The sequence below is a fragment of the Acidobacteriota bacterium genome (assembly GCA_016196065.1).
In the GTDB taxonomy this organism is placed as follows: domain Bacteria; phylum Acidobacteriota; class Terriglobia; order Terriglobales; family Acidobacteriaceae; genus Acidiflorens.
The window spans coordinates 486,774-500,113 of record JACPYL010000012.1 but is presented as its reverse complement, the minus strand read 5'-3'; the positions used below and the strand labels follow the sequence as shown (position 1 = coordinate 500,113).

Annotated in this window: 11 protein-coding genes and 1 other RNA gene; 9 read left to right on the top strand and 3 right to left on the bottom strand. The window is 57.2% G+C overall.

All coding sequences use genetic code 11. From position 1 onward, the window contains the following. Positions 1-4 precede the first annotated feature (4 nt). On the bottom strand, positions 5-1,234 hold the full coding sequence (locus HY010_14415; GenBank protein MBI3476923.1) for an ABC transporter permease: 1,230 nt from the start codon (positions 1,232-1,234) through the stop codon (positions 5-7). Positions 1,235-1,370: 136 nt separating this feature from the next. Between HY010_14415 and rnpB the strand changes: the two genes are divergently transcribed. Then, positions 1,371-1,765: RNase P RNA component class A (gene rnpB / locus HY010_14410), an RNA gene on the top strand. Between the two features lie 44 nt (positions 1,766-1,809). Here rnpB and HY010_14405 read toward each other — a convergent pair. Beyond that, positions 1,810-2,769, bottom strand: coding sequence for an AraC family transcriptional regulator (locus tag HY010_14405; protein MBI3476922.1), 960 nt, complete (start codon positions 2,767-2,769; stop codon positions 1,810-1,812). Between the two features lie 227 nt (positions 2,770-2,996). Here HY010_14405 and HY010_14400 point away from each other — a divergent pair, with 227 nt between their 5' ends. The 5 genes from HY010_14400 (at position 2,997) to HY010_14380 (ending at position 8,145) form a co-directional block, all read left to right on the top strand. After that, the gene (locus HY010_14400) at positions 2,997-3,467 is read left to right on the top strand and encodes a nuclear transport factor 2 family protein (GenBank protein MBI3476921.1); all 471 of its coding nucleotides are present in this window, start codon (positions 2,997-2,999) and stop codon (positions 3,465-3,467) included. A gap of 98 nt (positions 3,468-3,565) precedes the next feature. Continuing rightward, complete coding sequence (locus HY010_14395; protein MBI3476920.1) at positions 3,566-4,027, top strand: cupin domain-containing protein; 462 nt, start codon at positions 3,566-3,568, stop codon at positions 4,025-4,027. A 21-nt stretch (positions 4,028-4,048) separates the two neighbouring features. Further along, complete coding sequence (locus HY010_14390; protein MBI3476919.1) at positions 4,049-5,035, top strand: aldo/keto reductase; 987 nt, start codon at positions 4,049-4,051, stop codon at positions 5,033-5,035. Between the two features lie 200 nt (positions 5,036-5,235). Then, positions 5,236-6,906, top strand: coding sequence for a DNA-binding response regulator (locus HY010_14385; protein MBI3476918.1), 1,671 nt, complete (start codon positions 5,236-5,238; stop codon positions 6,904-6,906). A 105-nt stretch (positions 6,907-7,011) separates the two neighbouring features. Continuing rightward, positions 7,012-8,145, top strand: a complete 1,134-nt coding sequence (locus tag HY010_14380) for an NAD(P)-binding domain-containing protein (GenBank protein ID MBI3476917.1) — start codon at positions 7,012-7,014, stop codon at positions 8,143-8,145. Positions 8,146-8,199: 54 nt separating this feature from the next. Here the strand turns inward: HY010_14380 and HY010_14375 are convergent, their stop codons facing one another. Next, the gene (locus tag HY010_14375) at positions 8,200-8,907 is read right to left on the bottom strand and encodes a copper homeostasis protein CutC (protein MBI3476916.1); all 708 of its coding nucleotides are present in this window, start codon (positions 8,905-8,907) and stop codon (positions 8,200-8,202) included. Between the two features lie 169 nt (positions 8,908-9,076). Between HY010_14375 and HY010_14370 the strand changes: the two genes are divergently transcribed. From HY010_14370 to HY010_14360, 3 genes are all read left to right on the top strand, one after another. Continuing rightward, on the top strand, positions 9,077-11,101 hold the full coding sequence (locus HY010_14370; GenBank protein MBI3476915.1) for a M13 family metallopeptidase: 2,025 nt from the start codon (positions 9,077-9,079) through the stop codon (positions 11,099-11,101). A gap of 224 nt (positions 11,102-11,325) precedes the next feature. After that, positions 11,326-12,720, top strand: a complete 1,395-nt coding sequence (sthA, locus tag HY010_14365; GenBank protein MBI3476914.1) for a Si-specific NAD(P)(+) transhydrogenase — start codon at positions 11,326-11,328, stop codon at positions 12,718-12,720. Positions 12,721-12,901: 181 nt separating this feature from the next. Next, positions 12,902-13,339: a nuclear transport factor 2 family protein gene (locus tag HY010_14360; protein ID MBI3476913.1), complete on the top strand. Its 438-nt coding sequence runs from the start codon at positions 12,902-12,904 to the stop codon at positions 13,337-13,339. The last annotated feature ends 1 nt before the right edge of the window (position 13,340 follow it).

The window sequence follows — 13,340 nt, the reverse complement described above, 5'->3', positions numbered from 1 at the left end:
GGACCTAGAGTTCGAACCGCAGCGCTGCAATTGGATCGAGCTTGGCGGCGCGCTTCGCCGGATATACTCCGAAAAATAATCCCACACTCGTCGCGACCAGCAAGGCAGCCACGACTGCCCATAAACGAACCGCGGATGGCATCCCGATCAGGGCCGTAATCGATTTGGCAAAGCCGATGCCGAACAGCACTCCCATTAATCCGCCCAGAGCCGCCACCGTGGCTGATTCAATCAGGAACTGCATGAGCACATCTTTGCGCCGGGCGCCCATCGCCTTGCGAATACCAATTTCCCTTGTGCGCTCGGTGACGGACACCAGCATGATATTCATGATCACGATACCGCCGACCACCAAAGCGATAGCGGCGATCGCAGTAATCGTAATAAAGAGGGTTTGCGTGAGGTTGCGCCACAACGTCAGAAAATTGTCGTTGGTTTCGGCGACAAAACTGTCGGGTTGTCCAGGAGCATCGTGGCGGCGCGCCCGCAACACCACTCGGACTTCATCGATGGCTCCATTCAACTGGTTTCCGACTCCGTGGGCCTTGCCGGAAATCCGAATACTAGTGTGGGCGCCATACTGTTTCAAGTAGGTGGAGATAGGAATCGCAATGTAGTTGTCGAGGCTCTGGCCGAGCGTCTTTCCCTGCTTTTCGCCAACACCGATCACTCGATAGATTTGCCCATCCAGGCGGACTTCTTTACCTAACGCATCTTCACCGGGGAAAAGATTGTCCACGATGTCGGTGCCGATGACCGCGACATTGGAGCGGTTATCTTCATCGGTATCGTTCAGCATCCGGCCAGCGGTCAGGTTGAGATCCAATACGGTCGCCATGGTGGGAGTCATGCCCCGGATCCAGGAATCATTAATCGAGCGTTCCGCATAGCGCACGTGACCGGTCGGGTTGAGGAGCGAGGCAGCGACGACGGAGCACTTCTGACAGGCATCGCGAACGGCCTGATAGTCTTCCATGGTGAGGTTCTTACGCTTCTCACCTTCGATCAACTGGTCGATGTTGGTGACCACGGGAGAGACCTTGCTGACGATGAAGACATCCGTTCCCAGGCGGAAGACCCTCTCCGCTACGTAACGATCGAGGCCACTGGTGAAAGTGACGACCGCAATCACCGCGGCAACGGCGATCACGACTCCCAACATGGTGAGGAAAGAGCGGAGCTTATTCGCCCAGAGTGACTGCAGGGCGATGCGCAAGCCCTCGCTCGAGGTCATTGCGCCACTTCGTAGGATTTCGGTTCGTGACATCCCAGAAACCTATGCGGTAACAAGTCTAGCAGAGCAGGCGGGGCCCGGCAGGGGGCGCATGAGGCGAGGAGATCCCAGCGATCGCATATAATGAGTGGGTTGGCAGCCGGATCGGACGGCCGCTGCCGCAAGGTAGAGGAAAGTCCGAACTCCGCAGAGCAGTGTGCCGGATAACGTCCGGGACGGCCGGTTTAAGCCGGTTGGACGGAAAGTGCCACAGAAAACATACCGCCCGGGCCGCAAGGCTCAGGTAAGGGTGAAAAGGTGCGGTAAGAGCGCACCGCCGCGACAGTAATGCCGCGGGCAGGGCAAACCCCACACGGAGCAAGACCAAATAGGGAGGAAGTTCCTGGCTTCGGCCGGGGACACGTGCCGGCTCGGTGCGTCAAACCTTCGGGTAGGTCGCTAGAGCCGGGCAGTAATGCACGGCCCAGAGGAATGGCCGTCCTGCGGGAGCAATCCCGCGGACAAAATTCGGCTTACAGATCCGGCTGCCAAAAACACTTACCTTCAACTGCCTCGCCGTTGCGAACTCCTCAAATTCAGACACTGCCGACCAATTCGAGTTTCGGAGCACCCGGAGAAAGAAGCGCCCGAACGTCCCGTATCGGAGGCTGGCCGAAGAAGCGGCTGTATTCGCGATTGAATTGCGTTGCGCTTTCGTAGCCAACCTCAAAAGCCGCGCTGGCCGCATCGAGACCGCTGTTCAGCATCAGACTCCGCGCGGACTGGAGCCGGAGTTGTTTCTGATACTGCAGTGGACTCATCGCAGTCAGAGTACGGAAATGATGGTGCAGTGTGGATACGCCCATGTTCGCCACATGTGCGAGTTCTTCCACGCGCAGGGGCTTCGCGTAGTTCGCGGATATCCATGCAATCGCTTTTGCCGTCCGGTGGCTTTGATCTCCGAGTGTTGCTACGGCGCGCAAGCGCGCTCCCACGCGTCCTCGCAGGACGCGGTAGATGATCTCGCGCTGGACCAGGCCGCTCAGAAAAGGAATGTCCTGCGGATGAGCCAATAGATCGACCAGGCGGCAGCACGCGTTCAGGAATTCCGGCGTGGTCTCGCCGATTGACATCGCCGGACTGTCAGATGGAGCTTCTGCGACGTGAATTTCCTCGCGGTTGAGCAATTCCCGCACCATCGACATGTCGAACTTGATGGACAAGGCGAGACAGGGAACGTCCTCGGTCGCCGAGGCTACCCAGCTCACAATCGGCAAATCGACAGCAGTCACGACGAAGCGCGACTCGTCGTAGATAAAGCTGGTGCGGCCAAGGTTCACCCGCTTGCTGCCCTGTGCGACCACGATGACTCCCGGATGGTAGGTCATCCGGCACGGTGGGGTAGGCGCAGTTCGCTGGTGGAGGCTAACGCCGGGAATTGCTGTTGTACGATTCTCTTCCCTGCCCAAGAAGGAGGCAATCTTCTGGGCGAGTTCCACCTGCGACCCGCGGGCCTGGTTCGCTTTCAGGATGGGCTTTTCTTTAGTGTTTTTCATGTGATCGATCCCTACCGTCTCTTTCTAAAGATAGCCGCGTGTCTCCAGCAAAGCCATTGATTTCTCGCATGACAAGAGGAATAGGCAATAAGTAGGCAGGATCGGGCTACCGTCTCATCGTCATTGGGTCATAGTGTCGGAGTGAGGGAAACAAAATGAAGACGCGCACGCCTGGAGAGAGAGCCCTGAAAACCCTAAACCTACTTGTGGGTCTATTTCTATTCACAATGATTGCGCAATCGTCCTACGCGCAGCAGTCGCCACAGCCGCCATCGGAAACGATTAAAACTGCCGCAAGTCCTACACCCGAGCAAAAAGAAGTCATCAACCTCTCAAACATGAAATGGGATTGGATGGCAGACAAGAAGGTCGATTTCTTAGAGACACTATTTGATGACAAAGCAATGTTCACTCACATGGGAGGGACATGGGGAAAAACCCAGGAACTAGCTACCATCAAGAGCGGTGGCATCTGGTACAAAAAAGCCGCAGTATACGCAGTTGACGCTCGCATATTTGGTAACACAGCCATCCTGCTAGAGGACATTGATTTGCAGGTAGTAGTCGGTGAGCACGAAGTCACCAATCCTTTTACGGTGACTGAGGTGTATAGCAAGGAAAACGGCAAGTGGAAGCTCGCCCAACTCACGTTCTCGCATCTGCTTAGGCCAGTCAAAATGAATAACAATAAAAATTAGCCACACAGGTAGAGCGGAGTCGAGGCGGTGCCCAAGAAATAGGTGGCGACGTTCTGGCCGCAGGCATCCAACTAGCGCATTAGAAGACGAGGATCAAAATGAAAACAGTGTTCCAAATTATCGCGATCGCGGTCAGCCTTGTATTCAGCTTCCCGGCCCGTGCACAGACAGGGGACGCAATTTTCCCGAAAGGTGAGTTGTCCACCACGAAAAATCACACGGGAAAAGTCTGGCTTAGCGAGTTAAATGCCGGTGACAGTACGTTCGACTACGCGCTCGCGGTGGCCACCTTCGATGCCGGCGCAAAGCTGGATTGGCACAGTCATCCAGGCGGTCAGATCCTGCTTGTTCTGGAAGGCACCGGCTATTACCAGGAAAGAGGCAAGCCAATACAAGTCGTTCACAAAGGCGACGTAATCAAATGCCTTCCGAGCGTAGAGCATTGGCACGGCGCATCACCGACAAGTGGCTTCACCTATCTGGCAACGACTCCGATTCAAAAGGGAAAAACAGTCTGGCTAGAGCCGGTTTCCGATAAGGACTACAACAGCGCGAAATAGAGATCCCTTTTGGAGGTTCGCATGAAGAAGCGCAAGCTTGGCAATCTTGAGGTATCGGCGCTCGGCTTTGGTTGCATGGGGTTGAGCTATGGCTACGGTCCGGCGATCGAGAAGCAGCAAGCCATCGATGTGATCCGAACGGCAGTCGAGCGCGGCGTGACCTTCTTCGATACGGCGGAAGCGTATGGGCCCTTCGCGAACGAAGAACTCGTAGGCGAGGCGCTCGGCCCCTATCGCGACCAGGTAGTGATTGCCACGAAGTTCGGTTTTGACATCGCTCCGGACGGGCAGCGGTCAGGTGGGCTCAACAGCCGTCCAGAGCACATCAAGCAGGTTGCTGAAGCGTCGCTCAAACGCCTCAAGACTAGTGCCATTGATATTTTCTACCAGCATCGTGTCGATCCAGACGTGCCCATCGAAGACGTCGCTGGAGCGGTCAAGGATCTGATTCAGGCAGGCAAGGTCAAACATTTTGGCCTCTCTGAAGCGAGTGCAAAGACCATTCGCCGCGCCCATGCGGTCCAGTCGGTTACCGCAGTCCAAAGCGAGTATTCCATTTGGACGAGAGACCCTGAACCAGAAGTGCTTCCCATCTGCGAGGAGTTGGGGATCGGTTTTGTTCCCTGGAGTCCGCTTGGACAAGGATTTCTGACCGGAAAAATCGATGCGTCGACGAAGTTCGAAAGCACGGACTTCCGAGCAGTATTTCCTCGGTTCACTGAGGAGGCGCGTAAGGCAAACCAAACGGTAGTTGATCTTCTAAATCAGATCGCCCGGCGAAAAGACGCAACTCCCGCACAAATCGCACTGGCCTGGTTGCTCGCGCAGAAGCCTTGGATCGTTCCGATTCCAGGAACAACGAAGATCCATCGACTGGAAGAGAACATCCGCTCCGTTTCAGTCGAACTGACGTCGGACGATCTTGATGAGATCAATGCGGCAGCGTCCAAGATTCCAATTCAGGGCGAGCGCCTTCCTGAATCAATTCTAAGAATGTCTTACCGCTAAGGTGTAATCGGATTGGAAGAAACAAATTGTGACGCCGGAGTGACGCAGAACTTGCCGTCACTGCCAAAGCTGGCATGATTGACACTCCCCGCCGACTGATTTCAAATAACTTATCTATTTGCGACACAGCCCGATTCGGCGTACCGATCCGGCTGCCAATTTTTTCTCTCCGAAGTCCACCTGCGAGAATCATAGAGGCCATGAGCAGACCGTCCGCACTACGAAATCCGGCTTCCGGAACGCACGCATTAGATCGTGGGCGGCAATCCCTGCTGGTGGGGAAATGGGGAGCGGCATTTTCGGAGTTATCCGCCGCCGACCAGGAGACTTCGCTGGATGCTGCGGACCTGGAAGAACTGGCGAAGGCTGCTCACTTAATCGGGAAGGAAACCGAGTGCGCGGAATTGCTGACGCGCGCGCACCAGGCTTTTCTAAGCCGAGGAGAAATTCAGGCAGCGGTCCGCTGTGCCTACCGGCTGGGCTTTACGGCACTCGTCAACGGCGACTTCGCACAGGCGGGAGGCTGGTTCTCACGCGGGGAAAGATTGTTGGACGGCCAACCGGACTGCGTGGAGCGAGGGTACTTGATCCTACCCGTGGGATACCGCGCGGTGCACGGAGGCGATCCTGCGCATGCGTATCAAGCGTTTGGCCAGGCGATAGAAATTGGAGAGCGATTCGGTGACATCGATCTCGTGACCCTTGCCCGGCAGGGACAGGGCCGCGCTTTGATCCGGCAAGGGGACGTTGCCCGCGGAATTTCGCTGCTCGACGAAGCCATGGTTTCGGTCACGGCGGGCGAAGTCTCTCCCATTATTGCGGGCGGCGTTTATTGCAGTGTTCTGGAAGCGTGCAACGAGGTCTTCGACCTGCGACGCGCCCAGGAATGGACAACTGCACTCGAGCAATGGTGCGCGGCTCAGCCCGACATCGTTCCTTATCGTGGTCATTGCCTGGTGCGGCGCGCCGAGCTGCTGCAACTTCACGGAGCATGGGCGGACGCATTGGACGAAGCCAAGCGGGCTTGCGAATGTCTGTCGCAGCCGACGGCAAAGCCTCAGGTCGGCGCTGCGTTGTACCGAATCGCGGAACTGCAGCGGCTGCGCGGCGACTTCACGCAGGCGGTGGAATCGTTTCGACAGGCGAGTCAATGGGATCGGAGTGTGCAGCCGGGCTTGGCGCAACTCCGGCTGGCCGAGGGGCAAATCGAGGCGGCCAACGCAGCCATCCGGCGGATCGCAGACGAGGTGCAGCAGAAAGATCAGCGCACACGGTCGATTGTCCTGAGCGCCTTCGTGGAAATTGTTCTCGCGGCAAACGATGTCGGCGCGGCGCGAGCTGCGGCCGACGAGTTATTGCAAATCGCCGAGTACCAAGGCGCGCCTTTCCTGCGAGCGCTTGCAGACGGCGCTAACGGGGCTGTTCTCCTCGCCGAAAATGACGCGCGGGGCGCACTGGCTGCGCTGCGGAAATCGTGGGGAATCTGGAGGGAACTGGGAGCGCCTTACGAGGCAGCGCGCGCCGGAGTCCTGATTGCGCTCGCATGCCGCGAACTGGGAGATTGTGATGCCGCCGACATGGAACTGGCGTCAGCGCATGAAGTCTTCGAGCGACTCGGTGCAGCGCCGGACCTGGGGCGCGTCAAGGCGTTCATGAAGAAGACGCCCCGTAAAAATGCCGGACAGCTGACTGACCGCGAATTGCAGGTATTGAAGCTGGTCGCTTCCGGGAAGACGAACAAGGCAATCGCCGCCAAACTTACTATCAGCGAGAAGACGGTCGCGCGGCACATCAGCAATATCTTCAACAAGTTGGACTTGTCCTCCCGGGCGGCGGCCACCGCCTATGCCTACAAACACGAACTGGTCTGATCGCTCTACATAGAATTACCCATTTCATTCGATCCTTCGCCGTGGGTACTTCGCCCGATGCGGCGATCCGCAGATCCTCCTAATCTCGGTTCAGTGAGGTGAAGGATGGACAAACAATACGATTTAAATCGCACGCACACGATTGTGATCGGCGGAGGCCAGGCGGGTCTGACAGTGGGTTACCACCTGGCAAAACGAGGGATCCCGTTCATGATTCTCGACGCAAGCCAGCGCATCGGCGATGCGTGGCGGAATCGCTGGGACTCTCTACGCTTATTTACTCCATCCCGTTACACGGGACTCCCGGGCTTTCCGTTCCCAGATCGGGGAGAGGCATTCCCGACGAAGGATCACATGGCCGACTATCTCGAATCCTATGCGGCGCATTTTCATCTGCCAGTTCGCAACGGCGTGAAAGTCGATCGGCTATTCAAGGAAGACGGCCGGTTCATCGTGATGTCAGGTCAGCAGCGAATGGAGGCGGACAACGTGGTCGTGGCCATGGCGAATTATCAGGCGCCGAAAGTTCCTTCGTTCGCAAGCAAACTCCATCCCGGAGTCGTTCAGTTGCATTCGCATGATTATCGCAACCCATGGCAGCTGCAGGACGGTGCAGCGCTGGTAGTGGGAGTAGGAAATTCCGGCGCCGACATCGCGATTGAAGTGGGGCGCACGCACTCAACTTGCATTTCAGGCAAAGAGTCGGGCCACGTCCCTTTCCCGATCGAGACGTTGATGGGGCGTCGTGTTCTGTTTCCGATCATTCGATTCCTCGGGCACCACTTACTCACGGTGGGCACGCCAATGGGTCGGAAGGCACGTCCTAAATTACTCGCGAGTCCGGCCCCGTTGATTCGGGTGAAGCCCCAAGACCTGGCCGACGCCGGAGTCGAGCGTGTCGCGAGAGTCGTGGGCGTGCGCAACGGATGGCCGCTACTCGAAGACGGACGCACTCTCGAAGTCGCGAACGTGATCTGGTGCACGGGGTACCATCCCGGCTTCTCGTGGATTGATCTGCCGGTTTTCGGAGAAGACGGCCGTCCCATCCACGAGCGTGGCATCGTCTCCAAGGTGCCAGGGATGTATTTCGTCGGCCTGCACTTTCTTTATGCGATGAGTTCCGCATCGGTCATCGGAGTGGGAAGGGACGCCGGGCGCGTCGTAAAGGCGATTGCGTCGCGAAGCACCTTGGGCAAACGATCCAGTGCCGTGCAGGTTGCATCGGCAGCAGCTGCGTGACGTGGAATGCGGGACGCATCCGCGTGCGTCCCGCACAATTCCACTGCGCTCGATTTACCCGAGGCTCCGCGCAAGGTTTTCGATTGCAACCTTGAATTCGCGTACTTTGACTTCGAACAGTGCAGGGCTCGTGCAGGACGTGTCCAGCGAACTATGGATTTCCCGCGCGCGGGTACGTCGGAGGATGGGTTCGGCGTTCTCGGGGCGTACTCCTCCGCCTGGCATGATCCCGATGCGGCCTGCAGATGTCGTTACCAGATGCTCGAGATTAGTGAGGCCGTCCGCAGCATGCGACTTTCCGCCCGAAGTGAGGATTCGAATTGCTCCGGTGGCGATGACGGCTTCGAGAGCATCATTCAGATCTGCGCAAAGATCGAAAGCGCGGTGAAAGGTCACGGGCAGGGGATGCGCGTATTGCACCAGCGCACTAGTTCTTTCGCGATCGACGTGCATGCCTTGAGTCTGATCCAGGAGCCCGAGGACGACTCCGTCGAGGCCGATTTCTTTCGCTACTTGAATTTCGCGTTTCATGCTCTCGAATTCAGAGTCGGAATAAATGAAGTTGCCGGCGCGCGGGCGAATCATTCCATAGATGGGAATTCGGACCTGTTCGCGTGTGGCTCGCATGAGCGCTACGCTCGGAGTTACGCCGCCAGAAGACAAATCGCTGCAAAGCTCGATCCGGTCGGCTCCGCCGTTCTCCGCCGCGATGGCGTGGGCGACCTTTTCGACACAAATTTCAATTAAGACATTGATTGTCATGTATTTCTTGCGGAATTAGACCACATTGAAGAGCGCTTCCGCCGCGGAGAATCGTGGATTCCGGCTTTCCTTTCTTCGCGGTGGCCGTCGATTAGAATGGCTACTCTGTTCTAGAATGTCTGTTCGCCTCGACAAACCTAATCCGAACCTCCACGGAGCAAAGTCTCTCATGCGCATCATCCGAACCGTACTGGCTGTCTGCCTGCTCTCGGCGTTTGCCTTTTCGCAAAACTCATCGTTGCACGGCGTCGATGTGAATGATCTCGACCGCAAGACCGATCCGTGCACGGACTTCGCGCAGTACGCGAATGGGGACTGGCATGCCCGGAATCCGATTCCGGCATCGATGACGCGCTGGAGCCGGCGCTGGCAGGCCGGCGAGACGGCAAAGGACAGGCTGAAAGAGATCCTCGAAGCGATCGACCCGGCAACCGTTGCGAAAGGAAGCACCGAGCAGCTGATCGGCGACTACTACCGGTCCTGCATGGATGAATCGAAGGTTAACGCCCGCGGCGCGGAACCGGTCAAGCCCTGGTTCGCCAAGATCGACGGCGCGAAAGACATGGCGGCGCTTCAGCGTGTCCTGATGGATTTACATGACATCCAGGTGGTCGGGCCGTTCTATCTGACTGGCCAACAGGATGTCCACAAACCGACGTTAATTCTTGCGGATATAGGGGCGGCAGGATTCAGCTTGCCTGATCGCGACTACTACTTGAAGGCGGATGACCGCTTCAAGGAAGCACGCGCGAAGTACGTCGCGCACATCGCCAAGATGTTCACGCTGGCGGGCTGGGACGCGAAGTCGTCGGCCGTGGCCGCGCAGACGGTCCTGACTTTGGAAACGAAGTTTGCTGATGCTTCGATCGAGCGGACCGCGATGCGTGATCCGGCCAATCTGGATCACAACACGACGTTCGCACAGCTGCAATCGATGGCGCCGCATTTCGACTGGGCGGGATATTTCCAGCACAAGCAAATCCCGCAAGATGTCGACATGAACGTGGATCAGCCCAAGTTCATCCAGGAATTTGATCGTCAGTTGCAACAGACTTCGCTCGCCGACTGGAAAGTCCTCCTCAAGTGGAATTTGCTGAATTCGGCCGCCGAGGCACTCTCGTCGCCAATCGAGACGGAGGATTTTGAGTTTTTCGGCAAGTACCTGAGCGGCACGAGCGAAATGAAGCCGCGCTGGAAGCGTTGCGCGGAACAGACCGATCACTATCTCGGCGAGGCGCTGGGCAAGAAGTATGTCGAGAAGTATTTTCCTCCGGAAGCCAAGGCGCGCATGCAGGAGATCGTGCGCAATTTGCTGCTGGCGATGCGCGATGACATCCTGAGCCGCCCTTGGATGAGCGACGAAACCAAGGAGAAGGCGCTGGCCAAGATTGCTACGTTCAATCCCAAGATTGGCTATCCCGACAAATGGAAGGATTACAGCAAGGTTGAGGTTCGCCGCGACACATTTTTTGAAGACAATATGGCGGGACGCCAATTTCTCACCGAAGATGACCGGCTGACCATCGGCCAACCGGTGGATCGGGGGCGATGGGGAATGACGCCACCGACATCCGATGCCTATTACAATCCGGCGCTCAATGAGATCGTCTTCCCTGCCGGCATTCTGCAGCCTCCGGCTTTCGATGTGTCGGCAATCGATGCGTTGAACTACGGCGCCATTGGCGTCGTGATTGGCCACGAGATTTCGCACGGGTTCGACGATGAGGGCGCGCAGTTCGATTACCTGGGGCGTTTGCGAAACTGGTGGACGGAGAATGATCTGAAACAATTTCAGGTACGCGGCGCCTGCGTGGCGAACCAGTTCGACAATTACTTCATCGAGCCGGGCATTCATCACAATGGAAAGCTAGTGCTCGGCGAAAGCATTGGCGATCTGGGCGGAGCCAAGGTGGCATTTCTGGCGTTTGAAAAATCGCTGGAGGGCAAACCTCGTCCGGCGAACATTGATGGCTTCACGCCGGAGCAGCAATTCTTCATTGCATGGGGACAATTTCGCGCCGATGCGATCCGTCCTGAAACGCAGCGGTTGATGATGGAGTCGGATCCGCACCCGGTGGCGAAATATCGGGTGATTGGGCCGCTTTCAAATCTGCCGGAGTTTCAGAAGGCGTTTCAATGCAAAGGGGATGCACCCATGGTGCGACCGGCGGATAAGCGCTGCGAGGTCTGGTAGGCCACCGCTTCAATCGGTAGAAATGCAGTATTAGTCGTGGGCGTGTTCCGTGCCGCCTGACGAGGAGACGCGGCAAGCCGCGTCTCTACGCCCAATTCATCCTGTCCTGGGAACAATTCCTGTTTATCGGCTGGGCCGAACAAGATAAGCGGCAAATAGACACGCCCCGTGGTTACGTCAGGCACGTTCTGCATGGGGGTTGTTGCGTGTAGAGTAATGATGAAATGTCCTTGCAAACTCACGAATACGATCTAGTGGTGATTGGGAGCGGTCCGGCGGGGCAGAAGAGCGCTGTCTGCGCGGCCAAGCTGCGCAAGAAAGTCGCCATCATCGATCGCGAGCGGTTCATGGGTGGGGTGTGCGTGCACACGGGCACCATCCCGAGCAAGATGTTGCGCGAGGCGATTCTGTATCTGAGCGGATTCCGGCAACGCACATTTTATGGCCGCGGATACGTGGTGAAAGACCGCATCGAGATGGCGGACCTGGTTTTCCGCGCCACGGCAGTAATGACGCGCGAAGTGGATGTGATCAAAGCGCAGCTTCGCCGGAACGACATCACGTCGTTTGAAGGCGACGCGCGCTTCAAAGATCCGCACACGATCGAGATCCACAGTGAAGATGGCGTGCAACTGGTGCGTGGCGAACAGATCATGATCGCCTGTGGAACGCGTCCCGCGCACAGTGACGACATTCCGATCGACGGGCAGCGCATCTTCGACTCCGACCAGGTGAACAGCCTGAAAGAGGTTCCGCGCGAACTGATTGTAGTGGGAGCAGGGATCATCGGCATCGAGTACGCGTCCATGTTTGCGACGCTGGGGACAAAAGTCACGCTGCTTGATCTGCGGCCTACGCTGCTGGACTTTGTCGATCACGAGATTATTGAAAGCCTGTGCTACCAATTACGGCAACTGGGCACGGTTCTTCGTTTGGGTGAGAAGGTTGTGCAGGTCGGCTTCGATCAGGAGCGCGACCGGGTATTCGCCAAACTGGAAAGCGGCAAGATCGTCCGTGGGCAGGCGCTGCTCTATACGATCGGACGGCAGGCGAATAGCGACAAGTTGAACATTGAAGCGGCAGGCCTAACTGCTGACGCGCGCGGCAAGCTGTCAGTAAACGAAAATTTTCAGACGAATGTGCCGCACATTTATGCGGCGGGCGATGTAATTGGATTTCCCGCACTGGCCAGCACGGCGATGGAACAGGGACGGCTCGCCAGTTGCCACATGTTCGGCAAGCCGAGCAAGATGATGTCGCACCTCATCCCCTACGGGATTTATGCGATTCCGGAAATTTCGATGGTGGGAGCGACCGAAGAAGAGCTGACCCGGCAAAAAGCTCCGTACGAAATCGGCCTGGCGCGCTACAACGAACTTGCCAAGGGACAGATGCTGGGCGATGAAAATGGGCTGCTCAAAATTCTTTTCGATCCTGATTCCCTGAAGTTGCTCGGCGTCCACATCATCGGCGACCGGGCGGCGGAAATCATCCATATCGGGCAGGCCGTGCTGACGATGGGAGCCACAGTCGAATATTTCCGCGACACAGTATTCAACTATCCGACGCTGGCGGAAGCTTACAAAGTCGCCGCGCTCGACGGCCTCAACAAGATTTAACCGCTGCTTAGCTGGCCGCAAAGTCTACGTTGTCTTTCCATGCACCTGGCGGAAGGAACATGGAGGGGGCGGCTTGTTCCTTTGCTATAGTCCGGAGGAACGGCGGCTCCACCAAGCCTCCCGGGAAATGTGCCCGGACAGTGCCCTGAGATGGAGGTCCAACCGCCGACGGGAGTCCCCCATGAAATGGACAGTCCTCCTGCTGGTCCTGGCAGGCGCCGTGAACCTCTTCGCGCAGGATGATTCCGAAGCAATCAAGACAAAAGTGATTGCCCTCGAAAAGGCCTGGAACCAGGCCTACAAACTCGGCGACACCAAGGGATTGAGCACGCTGCTCGACGACGCGCTGGTGCTGATCGAAGACGACGGATCCATGAAGACCAAAGCCCAGTTTCTGGCCAGCATCAAAGGCCCGACGGCGAACGAGGAGCAGGTCGCTCCCGAATCACTCACCGTGCATGTCCACGGTCAGACTGCGATTGCGGTCGGCGTTTTTGCGGCCAAGGGAAATCACGGCGGCAAACCGTATATGCGTCGCGAACGTTTTGTCGACACGTGGATCCAGAAGAATGGAAACTGGGTGTGCATCGCCACCAATGCCACTCCTATCGTGCACTAAG

Bases quoted from the DNA above. Each gene is read 5' to 3' on its own strand.
- HY010_14415 (MBI3476923.1), bottom strand. From the start codon at position 1,234: ATGACCTCGAGCGAGGGCTTGCGCATCGCCCTGCAGTCACTCTGGGCG.
- HY010_14395 (MBI3476920.1), top strand. From the start codon at position 3,566: ATGAAAACAGTGTTCCAAATTATCGCGATCGCGGTCAGCCTTGTATTC.
- HY010_14380 (MBI3476917.1), top strand. From the start codon at position 7,012: ATGGACAAACAATACGATTTAAATCGCACGCACACGATTGTGATCGGC.
- HY010_14360 (MBI3476913.1), top strand. From the start codon at position 12,902: ATGAAATGGACAGTCCTCCTGCTGGTCCTGGCAGGCGCCGTGAACCTC.
- sthA (MBI3476914.1), top strand. From the start codon at position 11,326: ATGTCCTTGCAAACTCACGAATACGATCTAGTGGTGATTGGGAGCGGT.
- HY010_14385 (MBI3476918.1), top strand. From the start codon at position 5,236: ATGAGCAGACCGTCCGCACTACGAAATCCGGCTTCCGGAACGCACGCA.
- HY010_14400 (MBI3476921.1), top strand. From the start codon at position 2,997: ATGATTGCGCAATCGTCCTACGCGCAGCAGTCGCCACAGCCGCCATCG.
- HY010_14405 (MBI3476922.1), bottom strand. From the start codon at position 2,769: ATGAAAAACACTAAAGAAAAGCCCATCCTGAAAGCGAACCAGGCCCGC.
- HY010_14375 (MBI3476916.1), bottom strand. From the start codon at position 8,907: ATGACAATCAATGTCTTAATTGAAATTTGTGTCGAAAAGGTCGCCCAC.
- HY010_14390 (MBI3476919.1), top strand. From the start codon at position 4,049: ATGAAGAAGCGCAAGCTTGGCAATCTTGAGGTATCGGCGCTCGGCTTT.
- HY010_14370 (MBI3476915.1), top strand. From the start codon at position 9,077: ATGCGCATCATCCGAACCGTACTGGCTGTCTGCCTGCTCTCGGCGTTT.